9 protein-coding genes are annotated in these 17,806 nt (G+C 64.5%); 6 read left to right on the top strand and 3 right to left on the bottom strand.

Annotated features, from left to right (window positions below):
• Position 1: 1 nt before the first annotated feature.
• From pdeM to LQ232_RS02430, 3 genes are all read left to right on the top strand, one after another.
• Positions 2-700: a ligase-associated DNA damage response endonuclease PdeM gene (gene pdeM / locus LQ232_RS02440; RefSeq protein WP_230178586.1), complete on the top strand. Its 699-nt coding sequence runs from the start codon at positions 2-4 to the stop codon at positions 698-700.
• 174 nt (positions 701-874) lie between these two features.
• On the top strand, positions 875-3,706 hold the full coding sequence (locus LQ232_RS02435; protein WP_230178577.1) for a YncE family protein: 2,832 nt from the start codon (positions 875-877) through the stop codon (positions 3,704-3,706).
• Between the two features lie 88 nt (positions 3,707-3,794).
• The gene (locus LQ232_RS02430) at positions 3,795-4,637 is read left to right on the top strand and encodes an SDR family oxidoreductase (RefSeq protein WP_230178575.1); all 843 of its coding nucleotides are present in this window, start codon (positions 3,795-3,797) and stop codon (positions 4,635-4,637) included.
• A 21-nt stretch (positions 4,638-4,658) separates the two neighbouring features.
• On the opposite strand, the gene LQ232_RS02425 is transcribed toward LQ232_RS02430, so the two are convergent.
• Both LQ232_RS02425 and LQ232_RS02420 read right to left on the bottom strand, forming a co-directional pair.
• Positions 4,659-6,899, bottom strand: a complete 2,241-nt coding sequence (locus LQ232_RS02425; RefSeq protein ID WP_230178573.1) for an ATP-dependent DNA helicase — start codon at positions 6,897-6,899, stop codon at positions 4,659-4,661.
• Positions 6,896-7,708 (bottom strand): hypothetical protein, encoded by an 813-nt coding sequence (locus tag LQ232_RS02420; RefSeq protein ID WP_230178571.1) that lies wholly within the window; start codon positions 7,706-7,708, stop codon positions 6,896-6,898. The genes LQ232_RS02425 and LQ232_RS02420 overlap by 4 nt, the downstream gene beginning before the upstream one ends.
• 136 nt (positions 7,709-7,844) lie before the next feature.
• On the opposite strand from LQ232_RS02420, the gene LQ232_RS02415 reads away from it, so the two are divergent.
• The 3 genes from LQ232_RS02415 to LQ232_RS02405 all read left to right on the top strand — a co-directional run bounded on the left by LQ232_RS02415 (position 7,845) and on the right by LQ232_RS02405 (position 16,779).
• Positions 7,845-13,619, top strand: a complete 5,775-nt coding sequence (locus tag LQ232_RS02415; RefSeq protein ID WP_230178569.1) for a HAMP domain-containing protein — start codon at positions 7,845-7,847, stop codon at positions 13,617-13,619.
• Positions 13,610-15,694 (top strand): response regulator, encoded by a 2,085-nt coding sequence (locus LQ232_RS02410; protein ID WP_230178567.1) that lies wholly within the window; start codon positions 13,610-13,612, stop codon positions 15,692-15,694. The genes LQ232_RS02415 and LQ232_RS02410 overlap by 10 nt, the downstream gene beginning before the upstream one ends.
• Positions 15,695-15,834: 140 nt before the next feature.
• Positions 15,835-16,779: an Hsp20 family protein gene (locus LQ232_RS02405; RefSeq protein WP_230178565.1), complete on the top strand. Its 945-nt coding sequence runs from the start codon at positions 15,835-15,837 to the stop codon at positions 16,777-16,779.
• A gap of 75 nt (positions 16,780-16,854) precedes the next feature.
• On the opposite strand, the gene LQ232_RS02400 is transcribed toward LQ232_RS02405, so the two are convergent.
• Entirely contained in the window at positions 16,855-17,769 is a 915-nt protein-coding gene (locus tag LQ232_RS02400; protein WP_371820062.1) for an SDR family oxidoreductase, read from the bottom strand.
• Between the last annotated feature and the right edge of the window lie 37 nt (positions 17,770-17,806).

The raw sequence follows: 17,806 nt of genomic DNA, 5'->3' as shown, positions 1-17,806 counted from the left end.
CATGCACGCGCACCTCGACCACACGTTGAACTGGCCACCAGGCTTGCCCCCACGGCTCAGCCTGCGGTTGATGCCCGAGCGCGCGGCCTTTGACCCCGCGACCCGCACCCTCTTCATCGCCGACGTGCACCTGGGCAAGGCCGCCGTGTTCCGCGCGCGCGGCTTACCGGTGCCACAGGGCACCACCACAGGCACCCTGGCCCGACTGTCACAGGCGCTGGACCGCAGCCAGGCCACCCACCTGGTCGTGCTGGGCGATTTTTTGCACGCGCGTGAAAGCCAGGCCAGCGGCACCTTGGGGGCTTTGAGCGCGTGGCGGCAGCGCCATTCGCATGTGCAGTGCCTGGTGATCGAAGGGAACCACGATTGGCACGCCGGGCGAGTCCAGTCCTCGTTCGACATCCTGTCAAGCACCGAGCCCTATGTTCACGGCTGCCTGCATGGCGTGCACCACCCGCCCGATCAAGGCCTGCCGGGCGTGCTGACCCTGGCCGGCCACGTGCACCCGGTGCTGCATTTGCGAAGCCGCTTCGACAAGCTGCGCCTGCCCGCCTTCTGGCTGAACCACGGTGTGCTGACCTTGCCCGCCTTTGGCGAGTTCACGGGCGGTTTCGCGTTGAACCCTGCGGCCCATCCCGGCAGCGAGGTTTTCTTGGTGGGAGAGCAAGTGCTGCCCTTGACCCCCAAACCGGAACACTAGGGATTGCCCGATTCGCGTTATATGACTTTAAGGAAATTCCCCCTCCTTACTTGAGGGGGTTGGGGTGATCCTGGGCCCACAACCCCGCGCTTCCCGCCCTTACGTGCGCCTTGGCAGCTGCCTAAAGTCAAAGCACCTCATGGCTGCTTTGCCGTACAAGCTCTAGGATTTTCCATGCCCACCTTCCTTCGCCGCACGCTGCGCAAGACCTTTCTGTTCGCGGCCCTGTCGACCGCGCTGCTGTGGTCTGGCGCCCAGGCCGCATCGCCCTCCTTCCTGGCCTTTGAGAGCGGCCACGTGCGCCCTTTGGCCCAGTCTCCCGATGGCACACGCCTGTTCGCCGTCAACACGCCCAACAACACGCTCGATGTCTTCAACATCACCAGCACCGGTCTTCAATTGTTCGCGCGCGTTCCCGTCGGGCTGGAGCCGGTGGCCGTGGCCGCGCGCAGCAACAACGAAGTGTGGGTGGTCAACCACCTGTCGGACAGCGTCAGCATCGTCAAGCTGGACGGCGCACCGCGCGTCTCGCAAACCCTGCTGGTGGGCGACGAACCGCGTGACATCGTCTTCGCCGGCTCGCCCGCCAAAGCCTTCATCACCACGGCGCACCGAGGCCAGCAGCGCTTGGACCCTTCACTGAGCAACGTGCCTGGCGCGGGCGACCCCAAGCTGACCACCGCCGGCATCGGCCGCGCCGATGTGTGGGTGTTCAACCCGGCCAGCGTGGGCAGCTACGCGGTGGGGGGCGTGCCCCTGCGCATCATGAGTTTCTTCGCCGACACGCCGCGTGCCCTGGCCGTCAGCCCTGACCGCAACACGGTCTACGTGGCCGCCTTCAAGTCCGGCAACGAGACGTCGTCGCTCAACGAAGAGGTGATCTGCAACAGCTTCGATTTGAAGATGCCCTGCTTTGTCAAAGGCAAGCTCATGCCCGGCGGCCGACTGGGCCCGCAAACCAATGCCGAAGGCAAGCCCGCCCCCAAGACCGGGATGCTGGTCAAGTACAACAACGCCACCAAGCGCTGGGAAGACGAGGTGGGCCGCAACTGGAACAACGCCGTCGAGTTCACCCTGCCCGACAAGGACGTGTTCGCCGTTGATGCCAATGCGCTGACCGAGAAGGTGGCCTTTCCCCACGTGGGCACGGTGCTGTTCAACATGGTGGCCAACCCCGTCACGGGCGCGCTCTATGTCAGCAACACCGACTCCAACAACATGACCCGGTTCGAGGGCTCGGGCAAGTTTGGCGGCAGCACCGTGCAGGGCAAGCTGGCCTTGGCACGCGTGACGGTGATCTCGGGATCGACCGTGTTGCCCCGCCACCTGAACAAGCACATCGACTACAGCAAGCTCGTCACCAACCCTGGCTTTGATCCGACCACCAAGAACCACAGCCTGGCCACCCCGCTGGAAATGGCCGTGACCAAGGATGGCCGCACCTTGTACGTCGCCGCCTATGGCTCCAGCCGCATCGGCGTGTTCGACACGGCCGAGCTGGAAGCCAACACCTTCAATCCGCGCACGGCCAGCGCCAACTACATCAACGTGAGTGGTGGTGGCCCCAGCGGCGTGGAGCTCGACGAAGCACGCGGCCGCATGTACGTGATGACCCGTTTCGACAACGCCGTGAAGGTGGTGAACCTGGCCACACGCACCGAGGTGGCCCAAGCCCCCCTGGTCAATCCCGAACCCGCGAACATCATCGCCGGGCGCCCCTTTTTGTACGACGCCCAACGCTCGTCGGCCAATGGCGAAGCATCGTGCGCCAGCTGCCACACCTTTGGCGACACCGACGACCTGGCCTGGGACCTGGGCGACCCGGATGGCGTGGTCACGAAGAGCCCGATCCCTGGCAGGTTCACCTCGGACCTCGCCTTCCCGATCGCCAAGATCATCTTCGGTGTGAAGAACAAGATCAACGGCAGCGACGACCCCAAGGATTTCCACCCCATCAAGGGCCCCATGACCACGCAAACCCTGCGCGGCATGGTCAACGCAGGCGCCATGCACTGGCGTGGCGACCGCGCCACGGGTGCCTTCGGCACCTCGGCCACGGACACGAACCTGTCGTTCAAGAACTTCTCGGTAGCGTTTGAGGGCCTGCTGGGCAACCCGGCCCCGATGAGCGAGGCCGAGATGCAGACCTTCGCGGACTTCCAGCTCGCGGTGCAACTGCCGCCCAACCCGATCCGCAACCTGGACAACTCACTGACCCCGGCCCAGAAGCGCGGCTTTGACTTCTACTTCGGTGACCGCCCTTCGGACGGCTTCAAGATCCTGCGGGCCGATGGCACCTCCATCACGCCCAGCAACAACTGCAATGGCTGCCACACCGTGGATCCGGCCAAGGGCCTGTATGGCACGGGTGGCGACCAGAGCTTCGAGGGCAACTCGCAGATCTTCAAGATCCCGCACCTGCGCAACATGTACACCAAGGTGGGCCGTTTCGGCACACCTGCGGTGCCCTTCTCCAGCGCGCCGGGTTCGGGCTTCATGGGCCCGCAAGTGCGAGGCTACGGCTTCATCAACGATGGCACGGTGGATTTGCTGGCGCACTTCTTCACGGTGCGCGTGTTCCAACCCACCTTGAACTCGGGCTTTCCCCTGATCAACCCGGATGCCACGCGCCGCGATGTGTCGGAGTACATGCACGCGTTCGACAGTGACCTGGCCCCCATCGTGGGCCAGCAAGTCACGCTGGCTTCGTACAACAACGTGGCGGTGAACCCGCGCATCGACCTGCTCATCCAGCGCGCCCGGACACCCTTCGTGTCCAAGGAGTTGGGCGGCAACGTGACCGAGTGCGACCTGGTGGCCCAGGTGATCGAGTCTGGCGCCAAACGCGGCTACCTGTACGACGTGGCAGGCTCGGCCTTCGTGGCGGCCGACGGCGGGCGCCGCAGCGATGCGGCCTTGCGTTCGCTGGCCTCGGTCCCGGGCCAGGAAGTGACCTACACCTGCACGCCGCCTGGGTCGGGCAAACGCATCGCGTTCAGCAGCTGAAATGCACAAGAAATGCACAAGCCACGCGTTCAGCCTAACGCTCATTTGACGCATGATGCGGGGACGCAATACGAGAACGGTCCAATAGATGAAGAGCTTCAAGGGCAAGGTCGCCGCCATCACAGGTGCGGCGTCCGGCATGGGGCGTACCCTGGCTTTGGAACTGGCCCGACGTGGCTGCCACCTGGCGCTGAGCGATGTGAACGAAACCGGCTTGCTGGAGACGGCCAACATGGCGCGCCCTCTTGGCGCGAAGGTCACCACCACCCGGCTGGACGTGACCAGCCGAGAAGCGGTGTTCAGCTGGGCTGATCAGGTCGTGGCTGACCATGGCAAAGTCAACTTCATCTTCAACAACGCGGGCGTGGCCATTGGCGCATTTGTTGAAACGATTTCGCCTGAAGACTTCCACTGGATCATGGACATCAACTTCTGGGGCGTCGTGTGGGGGACGCAGGCTTTCCTGCCACACCTCAAAAGGACAGGCGACGGGCATGTGATCAATCTGTCCAGCCTGGCGGGGCTGATGGCTGCGCCGAGCCAGGCGCCCTACAACGCCAGCAAGTTCGCGGTGCGAGGTTTCACCGAGGCCTTGCGGCAAGAGCTGGACCTGGAAGCTTGCGGCGTGAGCGCCACCTGCGTGCACCCGGGCGGCATTCGCACGAACATTGCGCACACGGCCCGCATTGACGAGAGCGTGACGTCTCGCTGCGGAGGTGATGTCGAGGAGGCGCGCGCGCGCTTCAACAAGGCATTGACAGGAACTTCCGCCGAAAGCGCTGCTTTGCAGATCTTGCGCGCGGTCGAGCGCGACGAGCGCCGGGCACTGATCGGCGCCGATGCGAAGTTCATGGATTTGATGGTGCGCATCGCAGGCTCGTGGTACCAGCCAGTGACGGTTTTCCTGGCGCGCAGGATGTTGGCCAATTGATGGGTTTTGGCCAACCAGGGCTCAGCCAAGCCGCCACCAGGAGGGCAGCAGGCCGCGCACCTCGGGCCGGCCAAAGCGGTCGTCCATGAGGTGCACCACGCCCCGGTCGGTCTGGGTGCGGATCACGCGGCCCGCCGCCTGCACCACCTTTTGCAGCCCGGGGTACAGGTAGGTGTAGGCATAACCATCGCCAAACAGATCGGCCATCCGCATGCGGATCTGTTCGTTCACCACATTGACCTGGGGCAAGCCCAGTGTGGCGATGAAGGCGCCGATGAGGCGCTGCCCCGCCAGGTCGATCCCCTCGGCGAACGAGCCGCCCAGCACCGCGAAGCCCATGCCCTGCCCGTCTTCGGTGAAGCGGGCCAGGAACTGCGCCTGATCACCTTCGCTCATGCGGCGCGACTGCTTCCAGGTGGTGACCTGCGGCATGCGCGCGGCCCACAGCCTGGCCACCTCGTCCAGGTAATCAAAGCTGCTGAAGAAGGCCAGGTAGTTGCCGGGCTGTTGCTCGTATTGGCGGGCCATCACCTCCACCACCCGGGGCAGCGAAGCTTGCCGGTGCTGGTAGCGGGTAGAGATGTGCCTGGACACCTGCACGCTCAGTTGCTCGTGGCTGAAGGGCGAGTCCACATCGATCCAGGCGGTGTTGTCGGGCAAGCCCAGCAAATCGCCGTAGAACTGCTGCGGGCGCAAGGTGGCCGAGAACAAGGTGACCGAGTGCGCATTGGCAAAACGTGGCTTCAGGAAGCTGGCCGGCACCACATTGCGCAGGCACAAGGTGGACTGCTTGCCCGCCTTGGTGATGTCGAACAGCGAATGCTCGCCGAAGGATTCGCTCAGGCGGGTGAAGTGAAGGGCCTCGAAGTAAAAGCCCTGCAAAGCCTCGTCGACCAGGGTGGGGTGCTCTGTGAGGTGCTCGGTGATGGCGTGCGTGGCCTGCTGCAGGCTGAACATGAAGGCCTCGGGCACCTCCGCATGCACCTGGTAATCCTCGGACTGCGCCTTGTGGGTGGCGTTCCAGCTTTTGTGCAGGCGGTCGAGGGCCTTCTTGAGCGGCGGCGGTGCCGACCGGCGGGCCGCGCCCAGGCTGGCCTGGTCAAGCTCGGCCGTGTACATCTTGCGGGCCCGCTCGACCAGGTTGTGCGCCTCGTCCACCAGCACGCTCACGCGCCAGGGCTGGCCCACCGCCAGGCCATGCAGCATGGCGTTCAGGTCGAAGTAGTGGTTGTAGTCGCCCACCACCGCGTCGCTCCACTTCACCATCTCCTGGCCCAGGTAATAGGGGCAGACCTGGTGGGCCAGGGCCACGGTGCGCAAGGTAGCTTTGTCCAGGGTGCCTGCAGCGGCCGCCGCCGTGCGGGCCTGGGGCAGCCGATCGTAAAAGCCCTGCGCCAAAGGGCATGAGGCGCCATGGCAGGCCTTGTCGGGGTGTTCGCAGGCCTTCTCCTTGGCCACCAGTTCAATGACTCGCAGAGGCAAGGCGGGCGCGCTGTGCTTGACCAGGTCCAGTGCCTTCATGGCCACACCACGGCCCGAGGTCTTGGCCGTCAGGAAAAACACCTTGTCCAGCTTTTGCGCCGGGCAGGCCTTGAGCAGCGGAAAGACCGTGCCGATGGTTTTGCCGATGCCGGTGGGCGCCTGCACCATCAGGCACCGGCCCGTGCTGTTGGCCTTGTAGACGGCCTCGGCCAAAGCGCGCTGGCCCGTGCGGAACGCGGCATGGGGGAAGGGCAAGGCGGTGAGCGCCCAGTCGCGCGCGGCCCGGTGCGCCAGCTCCTGATCGGCCCAATCCAGGAAGCGCTCGCACTGTGTTTCAAAGTGCTGCTGCAATGCCGTGGCGCTGCAATGCTGGCGCAGCACGGTCTCGTCCTGCGAGCCGATGTCGAAGTACACCAAGGCCAGTTCCACTTCGCTCAGGCCACGCGCCTGGCACAGCAGCCAGCCGTAGACCATGAGCTGCGCCCAATGCAGATGACGGTGGTTGTCGGGCTGGCGCTCCAGGCGGCCGCGGAACGTTTTGACTTCTTCCAGGCGGTTCAGTTGGGGATCGTAACCATCGGCCCGACCTCGGACCAGCAGGTGCTGGTGCTCGCCACTCAAGCTGATCTCGGACTCGTAGCCCTCGCCCCGCCGCGAGGCCACCAACTGGTGGCCAGCGATGCCCTCTTGCGCGGTGGGCGACGGAGTGAAACGCAAGTCCAGATCGCCCTGCTTGGCGGTGAACTCGCACAAGGCCCGGACAGCGACCGTGTACTTCAATCGCCAACCTCGCCCAGGCTGGCTTGCGCTGGCTCATCGCCCTCCTGCCGCAGCGGCGTGGCCTTGGCCAGCGCCAGCCACACCGCGAATGGCAAATCGCACGCCACATGCCGTGCCGGCCGGGCAAGCTCGAACCGCCCGCCATCGGTGTCACCGTGCCACAACCACACGCCAAACTCGCCGGGAATTTCCGCAGGCTCGGCGATGCCAGCCGGGAACACGTAATAGCACTCGCAGCACAGCCACTGGTAAGACTGGCGCTTGGCCTCGTGGCGCAGGTCGGACAGCAGGTCGGCGCGGCTGGCCTTGACCTCGTGAACCACCGGTTGCAAGTAGGCCTGCACCGAGGTGTTTCGCACCGAGAACACATCCGGGCGCGCCATGCGCCACGAGGCCTTGCGTTCGATGGCGGCTTCGTCTTCAGGCCAAAGCGCCACTGGCGCCAGTTCCTGGGCGCAAGGTGCTTGGGTCAGATTGGCATCGCCATCAACGCGGGCGCGCAGGGACAGCTCGCGCCACACCACCCGCCCGGCGTCCATCAACTGCCAGGCCACTTTCTCGGCCAGGCGATCGTGGGCACTCAAGGCTCGGCGGTTTTGCTGGCGGGCCAGTGCCAGCCATTGGATGCCGGCCTCGGTCAGGTGCAGGGTTTCACGGCCCTCGGGCGTGGCCCGCAAGGAGGCCAGACCCGCGGCCAGCAGGTCGATCTCGATGGCGTCGCGGCAGGGCCAACCGGCCGAGCGCCAGATCTGCATCAAGCGGGTTCGGTGGACGCGGCCCAGGGGCGCAGGGGTGGATTCCGGCAACATACCGCAACTGTATACGCATACAGCCAATCACAAAAACAGGGCCTAATTTTGGTCGTCAAAAATCATGCCTGCTGCCACGCCGCCCACGTCCATTCTGGGCACAATGTTCCCGCCATTTCCAAATTCACGAGGTTGTATGAAAGTGCTGGCCACCCCCACCCTGCCTGAATTTTCCGCGGAACAGGAACTCGCCACGCTGCTGACAGCACTGACGGCCTTGAGGCGGGGCGATGCCTCGGTCAGGCTGCCCAGGCACTGGGAAGGCCTGGCGGGCAAGGTGGCCGATGTCTTCAACGACGTGGTCGAGCAGAACGAGGCCATGGCCCTGGAGCTGGCCCGCCTGCGCCAGGTGGTGGGCAAGGAAGGCAAGCTCAAGCAGCGCGCCTCGATGCGCGATGCCAAAGGCTTCTGGGCTGAGTCGGTCGATTGCATCAACTCCCTGATCGACGACCTGGTGCACCCCACCTCCGAAGTGGCCCGCGTGATCGGCGCCGTGGCCCAGGGTGACCTGTCCAAGAGCATGGCGCTGGAAGTGGACAGCCGGCCGCTGGAAGGCGAGTTTTTGCGAACCGCCAAGACCATCAACAAGATGGTGGACCAATTGGGCAACTTCTCGGCCGAAGTGACGCGGGTGGCGCGCGAAGTGGGCACCGAAGGCAAGCTGGGCGGCCAGGCCCGCGTGAAGGGCGTGGCCGGCACCTGGAAGGATCTGACCGACTCGGTGAACTCCATGGCCGGCAACCTCACCGACCAGGTGCGCAACATCGCCGACGTGACCACCGCCGTGGCCAAGGGCGACCTGTCCAAGAAGATCGAAGTGGACGTGAAGGGCGAGTTCCTGACCCTGAAGAACACCATCAACACCATGGTGGACCAGTTGCGAAGCTTCGCCTCCGAAGTGACCCGCGTGGCGCGTGAAGTGGGCACCGAAGGGATCCTGGGCGGCCAGGCCCGTGTGGAAGGCGTGTCTGGCACCTGGAAGGATTTGACCGACTCGGTGAACTCGATGGCCGGCAACTTGACCAGCCAAGTGCGCAACATCGCCGACGTGACCAAGGCCGTGGCCGCCGGTGACTTGTCCAAGAAAATCACCGTGGACGGCAAGGGCGAGATCCTGGAGCTGAAAAGCACCGTCAACACCCTGGTGGACCAGTTGCGAAGCTTTGCGGCCGAAGTGACCCGCGTGGCCCGTGAAGTGGGCACCGAAGGGATCCTCGGCGGACAGGCCGATGTGCAGGGCGTGGCCGGCACCTGGAAGGACTTGACCGAGTCGGTGAACTTCATGGCCGGCAACCTCACATCGCAGGTGCGCAACATCGCCGAAGTGACCACTGCCGTGGCCGCGGGTGACCTGTCCAAGAAGATCACCGTGGACGTGAAGGGCGAGATCCTGGAGTTGAAGGACACCATCAACACCATGGTGGACCAGTTGCGATCGTTCGCGGCCGAAGTGACCCGCGTGGCCCGCGAGGTGGGCACCGAAGGCAAGCTGGGCGGCCAGGCCGATGTGCAGGGCGTGGCCGGCACCTGGAAGGACCTGACAGACTCGGTGAACTCCATGGCCTCCAACTTGACATCTCAGGTGCGCAACATCGCCGACGTGACCAAGGCCGTGGCCGCGGGCGATCTGTCCAAGAAGATCACCGTGGACGTGAAGGGCGAAATCCTGGAGTTGAAGAACACCGTGAACACCATGGTGGACCAGTTGTCATCGTTTGCCGCCGAAGTGACCCGCGTGGCACGTGAGGTGGGCACCGAAGGCCGCCTGGGCGGCCAGGCCGAAGTGCGTGACGTGTCGGGCACCTGGAAGGACTTGACCGAGTCGGTGAACTTCATGGCCGGCAACCTGACCAGTCAGGTGCGCAACATCGCCGACGTGACCAAGGCCGTGGCCGCCGGTGACTTGTCCAAGAAGATCACCGTGGACGTGAAAGGCGAGATCCTGGAACTCAAGGCCACCATCAACACCATGGTGGACCAGCTGCGATCATTCGCTGCCGAAGTGACCCGCGTGGCCCGTGAAGTGGGCACCGAAGGCAAGCTGGGCGGCCAGGCCGATGTGCAAGGCGTGGCCGGCACCTGGAAGGACCTGACCGAGTCGGTCAACTTCATGGCCGGCAACCTGACCAGTCAGGTGCGCAACATCGCCGACGTGACCAAGGCCGTGGCCGCCGGTGACTTGTCCAAGAAGATCACCGTGGACGTGAAGGGCGAGATCCTGGAGCTGAAGAACACCGTGAACACCATGGTGGACCAACTGCGAAGTTTTGCCGCCGAGGTGACCCGCGTGGCGCGCGAAGTGGGCACCGAAGGCAAGCTGGGCGGTCAAGCCGATGTGCAGGGCGTGGCCGGCACCTGGAAGGATTTGACCGACTCGGTGAACTCCATGGGCTCGAACCTGACCAGCCAGGTGCGCAACATCGCCGACGTGACCAAGGCCGTGGCCGCCGGTGACTTGTCCAAGAAAATCACCGTGGACGTGAAGGGCGAAATCCTGGAGCTGAAGGCCACCATCAACACCATGGTGGACCAGTTGTCATCGTTCGCGGCCGAAGTGACTCGGGTGGCGCGTGAAGTGGGCACTGAAGGCCGGCTGGGCGGCCAAGCCCAGGTGCAGGGTGTCTCGGGCACCTGGAAGGACCTGACCGACAACGTGAACTTCATGGCCGGCAACTTGACCAGCCAGGTGCGCGGCATCGCCAAGGTGGTGACCGCCGTGGCCAACGGCGACCTGAAGCAAAAGCTGACCGTGGAAGCCAAGGGCGAGATCGCGGCGCTGGCCGACACCATCAACTCCATGACCGACACCCTGGCCATCTTCGCCGACCAGGTCACCACCGTGGCGCGTGAGGTGGGCGTGGAAGGCAAGCTGGGCGGCCAGGCCAAGGTGCCGGGCGCCTCGGGCACCTGGAAGGGCCTGACCGAGAACGTGAATGAGCTGGCGGCCAACCTGACCACGCAGGTGCGCGCAATTGCCGAGGTGGCCACCGCCGTGACGCAAGGCGACTTGACCCGCTCCATCACCGTGGAGACGCAAGGCGAAGTCGCGGCCCTGAAGGACACCATCAACGAGATGATCCGCAACCTCAAGGACACCACGCAGAAGAACACCGAGCAGGACTGGCTCAAGACCAACCTGGCCAAGTTCAGCCGCATGCTGCAAGGCCAGAAGGACTTGGTCACCGTGGGCCAGCTGATCCTGTCCGAACTGGCACCCGTGGTGGGCGCGCAGCAGGCCGAGTTCTACGTGCTCAACAGCTCGCCCGATGGCGCCTCGCTCAAGCTGTTCGCCAGCTACGCGTCGGGCGGCCAGTACACGCACGGCAAAGAGGTCGGCCTGGGCGAAGGCCTGGTCGGCCAATGCGCCATTGACAAGCAGAAGATCCTGCTGACCAATGTGCCCACCGCCGCTTTCCGCATCGCTTCGGGCCTGAGCGAAAACGCCGCGATGGACGTGCTGGTGCTGCCCGTGGTCTTCGAAGGCGAGGTGCGCGGCGTGCTGGAACTCGCCTCGCTGGACCGATTCAACCCGGCCCACCAGGCCTTCCTTGATCAATTGACCGAATCCATCGGCATCGTGATCAACACGCTGGAGGCCAATACCCGCACCGAGACCCTGCTGACCCAATCACAATCGCTGGCGCAGGAACTGCAAAGCCGCCAGCAAGAGCTTCAGCAAACCAACCAGGAGCTGCAAGAGAAAGCCCGCCTGCTGGCCCACCAGAACCAGGAGGTCGAGCGCAAGAACCAGGAAGTGGAGCAAGCCCGCCAGGCCCTGGAAGAAAAGGCCGAGCAGCTGGCCCTCACCTCCAAGTACAAGTCCGAGTTCCTGGCCAACATGTCGCACGAGTTGCGCACGCCGCTCAACAGTCTGCTGATCCTGTCTGACCAGTTGTGCAAGAACCCCGAGGGCAACCTCACCGGCAAGCAGGTCGAGTTCTCCAAGACCATCCACTCCTCAGGCAACGACCTGCTCATGCTGATCAACGACATCCTGGACTTGTCCAAGATCGAGTCGGGCACGGTGGTGGTCGATGTCAGCGAGCTGCGCCTGGACGACCTGCAGCGCTCGGTGGAGCGCAGCTTCCGCCACTTCGCCGAATCCAAGCACGTCGATTTCGTGGTCAACCTCAGCCCGCCCCTGCCCAAGAGCCTGGTCACCGATGTCAAGCGCCTGCAGCAGATCATCAAGAACCTGCTGTCCAACGCCTTCAAGTTCACCCACCAAGGGCAGGTGGTGTTCTCCATCGCCACGGCGGACAGCGGCTGGTCGACCGAGAACGAAGAGCTCAAGCGCGCCAGTCAGGTCATCGCTTTCTCGGTGTCGGACACCGGCATCGGCATCTCGGCCGACAAGCAGCAGATCATCTTCGAGGCCTTCCAGCAGGCCGACGGCTCGACCTCGCGCAAGTACGGTGGCACGGGCCTGGGTCTGGCCATCAGCCGCGAGTTGTCACGTCTGCTGGGCGGAGAAATCCGGCTGGTGAGCGCACCGGGCAAGGGCAGCACCTTCACGCTGTACTTGCCTCAGAACTACAGCCCGGCCCGCGTGGCCCGGCATGCGCGCCCGCAGGGTGCCGACACCCTGGCCGCGCAAGACGAGGGCCATGGCAGCAACAAGCCCGTGCTGGCCCTGGAAGCCCGTCACCCCGCCCCACGCTTCGTGCCCTCCGTGGTCAAAGTCGACGAGGCCGTGTCCGAGAGCGTGGCCTTCGCCAATGTGGCCAACGACGACCGCGATGCCATCTCGCCCGGCGACCGCGTGCTGCTGATCGTCGAGAACGACGTGGCTTTCGCCAAGGTGCTGCTGGAAGCCGCACGCCAGAATGGCTACAAGGGCCTGGTCAGCACCACCGGCGCGGGCGCCCTGTCGATGACCCGCGACTTCCACCCCTCGCTGATCACCCTGGACATCCACCTGCCCGACATGCAAGGCTGGCGCATCCTGGACCGGCTCAAGACCGACCAGGAAACCTCGCACATCCCCATCTGCGTGGTCTCCACCGACGACTCGCGTGAACGCGCCTTGCAGGCCGGTGCCGTGGGTTTCCTGACCAAGCCGCTGCAATCCAAGGACGTGGTCGATGAGGCCTTGGCGCAGCTCTACCAGTTCGGCGAGCGCCGCGTGAAGACCTTGCTGGTGGTGATGCAGCCCTCGCCTTTGCGCACGGATTTCGTCAATGCCCTGGACCAGGAGGTCGATGTGATCGTGGCGGACCAGGCTGATCGGGCGCGCCAAGCCTTGAAGAACGCCGACTGCGTGGTCATCGACCCAAGCCTGGGCGCCTTGCACCCTGAAGACGTGCTGGACACCATGGAACAGCGCCCCGGTGCCACGCAACTGCCCGTCGTGCTGCATGCCAGCGACGCCGACGACACGGTGTGGCGCCGCCAGCATGGCGGCTTCGGCCTGCGCGAGGCCCGCTCACTCGATGCCTTGCTGGCCCACGCGGCCTTCTTCCTGCACCGCAGCCCCGCCTCGCTGTCGGATGCCGAGCGCCAGGCCATCAGCACGATGAATGGCGGCAAGGGCGTGCTGGCGGGCAAGAAAGCCCTGATCGTGGATGACGACATGCGCAACATCTTCGCGCTGGCCACCGTGCTGGACAACGAAGGCATGCACATCGTCTCCGCCGACAACGGCCGCGAGGCGATCCGGCTGGTGCAGAGCGACCCCAGCATCGACATCGTGCTGATGGACATCATGATGCCGGAGATGGACGGCATCGCCACCATGCAGGAGATCCGCAAGCTGCCACATGGCAAGGACCTGCCCATGGTCGCCGTCACGGCCAAGGCCATGAAGGGTGATCGCCAGAAATGCATCGAAGCCGGGGCCTGGGATTACCTGTCCAAGCCGGTGGACCCGATGCACCTGCTGGCCGTCCTGAGGGGCTGGTTATGTTTGTGAACGACCCGGCCAACATCCTCATCGTTGACGACCTGCCCGAGAAGCTGCTGGTCTTTCGGACCGTGCTGGAGGACCTGGGCCAGAACCTGGTCTTCGTTCGATCAGGCAGCGAGGCGCTGAAGGAAGTCTTGAAGACCGAGTTCGCCGTCATCCTGCTGGACGTCAACATGCCTGACATCGACGGGCTGGAGACCGCGCAGTTGATCCGCAAGTACAAGCGCTCGGCCCACACGCCCATCATCTTCATCACGGCCTACGCCGACGAGATGCAGACCTCGCGCGGCTACTCGCTGGGCGCGGTCGACTACATCCTGTCACCGGTGATCCCCGAGGTGCTGCGCAGCAAGGTCAAGGTCTTCGTCGAACTGCACAACATGCAGCGCCGGGCCCGCCGCCAGGCCGAAGAGCGCGTGGCCCTGGCCGCCGCCGAGGCCGCCCGCAAGGTGGCCGAGGACAACACGCAACGCTCCAACTTCCTGTCGCAGGCCAGCCGCGTGCTGAGCGAATCGCTGGACGTGGGCGTGGGCATGCACCAATTGCTCGAACTGCTGGTGCCCAGCTTGACCACGGCCGCCTCGCTCACGGTGCTGGACCAGGCCATGAGCTGCACCTTTGACCTGGTGACGCAAGGCCGCACTTTCCAGAACCATGCCCAGGGCGAACTGCCCGAGGCCATTCAACAAGCGGTGGACCAGGCCACATCGCAGCTCAGGCGCGTGGCCATCACCGCGCCCTGGCCCGGCATGGCCGTGCCGCTGGTCATTGGTTCACGTGTGCTTGGCGTGCTGATGGTGGCCACCGACCATGATCAGGAGGGGGCCATGTTGCAGGAGTTGTCCAGCCGCGCGGCCATGGCTTTCGAGAACGCGCGCTTGTACAAGACGCTGGAGGCCGAGATCGTCGAGCGACGCCAGGCCGAAACCCTGCTGCAGCAATCCAGCCAACGCAAGGACGAGTTCCTGGCCATGCTGTCGCACGAATTGCGCAACCCGCTGGCCCCGATCCGCAATGCCATCGAAGTGATCCGCCGCGTGGCGCCGCCCGATGCCACCTTGCAATGGGCCAATGACGTGATGGACCGGCAGATCAACCACCTGACCCGTTTGGTGGAAGAGCTGCTGGACGTGGCGCGCATCAACCAGGGCAGCATCGTGCTGCAGTCTGAACCCGTGGATCTGCGCGTTGTCATCGCGCAGAGCGTGGAGACCATCCGCCCGCTCATCACCGCCAAGGGCCATGCGCTGAGCCTGGACATCTCCGCCACCCCGGTGTGGATGCGCGGCGACTTCGCCCGCCTGCTGCAGATCGTGTCCAACCTGCTGAACAACGCCGCCAAGTACACCGAGGACGGCGGCACCATCCATGTGTCGCTGACGGCGCAGCACGGCCAAGCCATCATTTCGGTGAAGGACAACGGCATTGGCATCGAGGCTGATCTGTTGCCCAATGTGTTTGACCTGTTCAAGCAAGGCAAGCGCTCGCTGGCGCGCAGCCAGGGCGGCCTGGGCGTGGGCCTGACCTTGGTACAAAGGCTGGTGCAGCTGCACCATGGGCAGATCCAGGCCCTGAGCCGCGGCCCGGGCCTGGGCGCCGAGTTCCGCGTCACCATGGCCTGCCTGGTGGACATCACCGCCCAGTCTTCAATGAGCTCACCACCCGCTGAAGCCAGCAAGGCGGCGTCAGGTTGCCGCGTGCTGGTGGTGGACGACAACGTGGATGCCGCCGAGTCGATCGCCATGTTCCTGGCCCTGGTCGGCCACGATGTGAAAACCGCCGGCGACGGCCCGCAAGCCCTCAGCTGCGCTCCGGCCTTTCAACCGGATGTGGTCGTGCTGGACATTGGCTTGCCCGGTCTGGACGGCTATGAAGTGGCCCGCCGGCTACGGCAGCTGCCGCAGACCCAGCAGGCCCTGATCATTGCCTTGACTGGCTACGGCCAGCAAAGCGACCAGGCCCAGGCCAGGGAGGCAGGCTTTGACGAGCACCTGGTCAAGCCCGCCGACCCGGAGGCGTTGATCAAGGTGATTGCCAAGCGGCAGCAGGCCCTGGCGCTGCGCCAGTCCAACACGGCCTGAAGCCGCCGGGCCTGCCGGAAGGTTTTTCGGAAAAACTTACGCGCCCTCAGGCCACATCTCGGTCGCGTCCCAGGCGAGCGCGGGAATGGCAGTTGCCCCCATCAAAGGCAGCAGTCCCCCGTCAACCTGAGGAAACCAACATGACCATCAACCTGGAACAATCCATCGAAGTGGCCGCCCCCGTAGAAGATGTCTACAACGTGTGGTCGCAGTTCTCCAACTTTCCTGATTTCATGGGCAACAGCCATGACACCGAGATCACCGATCAGGAAGAAAACAAGTTCATCTCCTGGCAAACGGTGAAAGGCGTGCGAAGCAACGCCACGGCGCGTTTTACACCGATTGACGATGGCCACACCACGGTCACCGTCAGCGTGCACTACCCCAACGGCGTGGGCACCGAGACCACCGTGCAAGAGGTGACGCAGGAAATCGAGGCCGACCTGAAGCGCTTTGTCAACTTGCTGCAAGGCCAGCCCGAAGCCGGTTTGGACAGCAGCGGTGACCAACGCCAGGGCGCCAAGGCCAATGTCGGCGCCGACTTGCTGGGCCCGGCCTACGCCATGAGCAAGCCCGACGCGGAATCCCCCTTGGCCATCAACCGCGAATTCGCCCAGGCACTGGAGAAAAACCTGGACCGCGCGGCCAGCGTCTGGATCAACTCCATGCTGCGGGCATTCGTGACGCCCCTGAAGGAGATGCGCCGACTGACCGAGCAGTTCGATGCCGGCTTTGGCAGTTTCATGTGGGGCGGGCTGGAAAGGCGGCGCATGCTGGTCCCCCAGCCACATGGTGATTGGAGCCCGGACATCGACGTCTCTCGCGAGGGACAGTCTGTGCAGGTCACGGCCATGCTGCCCGGTGCCACCGAGAACGACATTCAGGTCGAGATCCGCGATGGCCAGTTGCTGATCTCAGGTGAATGCAACTTCTCGGAAGACGGCCAGTCCTCCAGCCACTTCCACGAGTCGATCGATTTGCTCAACAAGGTCGATTCGCGCAGCGTCGAGGCTCGCATCGATGAGCACGGCCTGCTGGTCATCACGCTGAAACTGCACGAGGAAGAAGCCGACGCCCTGGCCTGACGCCGGCGGCTACTGGCAGGAAAACCGGCCCCGCCCTTCACAGGGCGGGGCCGGTTCATTTCCCAGTCCTGGTTGTTAGATCGCGCCCACGCTGCCCGTGATGGGCAAGACGATGCCGGTGATGTAGCCCGAGCACACGGGCGAAGCCAGGAACACATAAGCGGGCGAGATTTCCTCGGGCTGCGCCGCCCGCTTCATCTGCGTTTTCTTGCCAAAGTCCTCGACCTGGTCCGCCGGCAAATCGGCGGGGTTCAGCGGCGTCCACACCGGGCCGGGCGCCACCGCGTTCACGCGGATGCCCTTCTCCAGCAGGTTCTGCGCCAGTGATTTGGTGAAGGCGTGGATGGCCCCCTTGGTGGTGGAATAGTCCAGCAGATCGGCGCTGCCATTGAGTCCTGTCACCGAGCCGGTGTTGATGATCGAGGACCCTTCTTGCAGGTAGGGCACGGCGGCCTTGGCCATGTGGAAGTAGCCGTACACATTGGTGCGCAAGGTCTCGTCAAAGCGCTCCTCGCTCAGCAGCTCGATCGAATGCGTGTGCTGCTGAAAAGCGGCGTTGTTGACCAGCACGTCCAGCTTGCCGAAGGTGTCCACCGTGTCTTCCACGGCCCGCACGCAAAAGTCGGGGTCTTTCACGTCGCCAGCGATCAGCAGGCTGGGCTGCCCTTCGCGCTCGATCAGGCGTGCGGTTTCCTTGGCATCCTCGTGCTCGTTCAGGTAGATGATGGCCACGCTGGCACCTTCGCGCGCGAACAGCACCGCCACCGCGCGCCCGATGCCCGAGTCGCCCCCGGTGATCAGGGCCGTCTTGCCGGCCAATTTGTTGCTGCCCTCATAGCCTGGGGCCAGGAATTGCGGCTTCAACTGCAATTGGGCTTCCAGGCCAGGCTGGTCTTCCAGGTGCTGCGCAGGCATGGTCTCGGGTTGCAGGCGATCGCCCGCCTGAACAGCGTCGTCGTCCTTCAGGGCTTCGGAAGTATCGGTGGGCATGGTGTTGCTCCTTGTTGCCAATGGTGGCGCCCAGTCG

This window comes from Aquabacterium sp. CECT 9606, assembly GCF_918741295.1.
Lineage (GTDB): Bacteria > Pseudomonadota > Gammaproteobacteria > Burkholderiales > Burkholderiaceae_C > Aquabacterium.
Note: the sequence above shows the minus strand (reverse complement) of the source record. Positions and strands in the feature narration are given on the sequence as shown.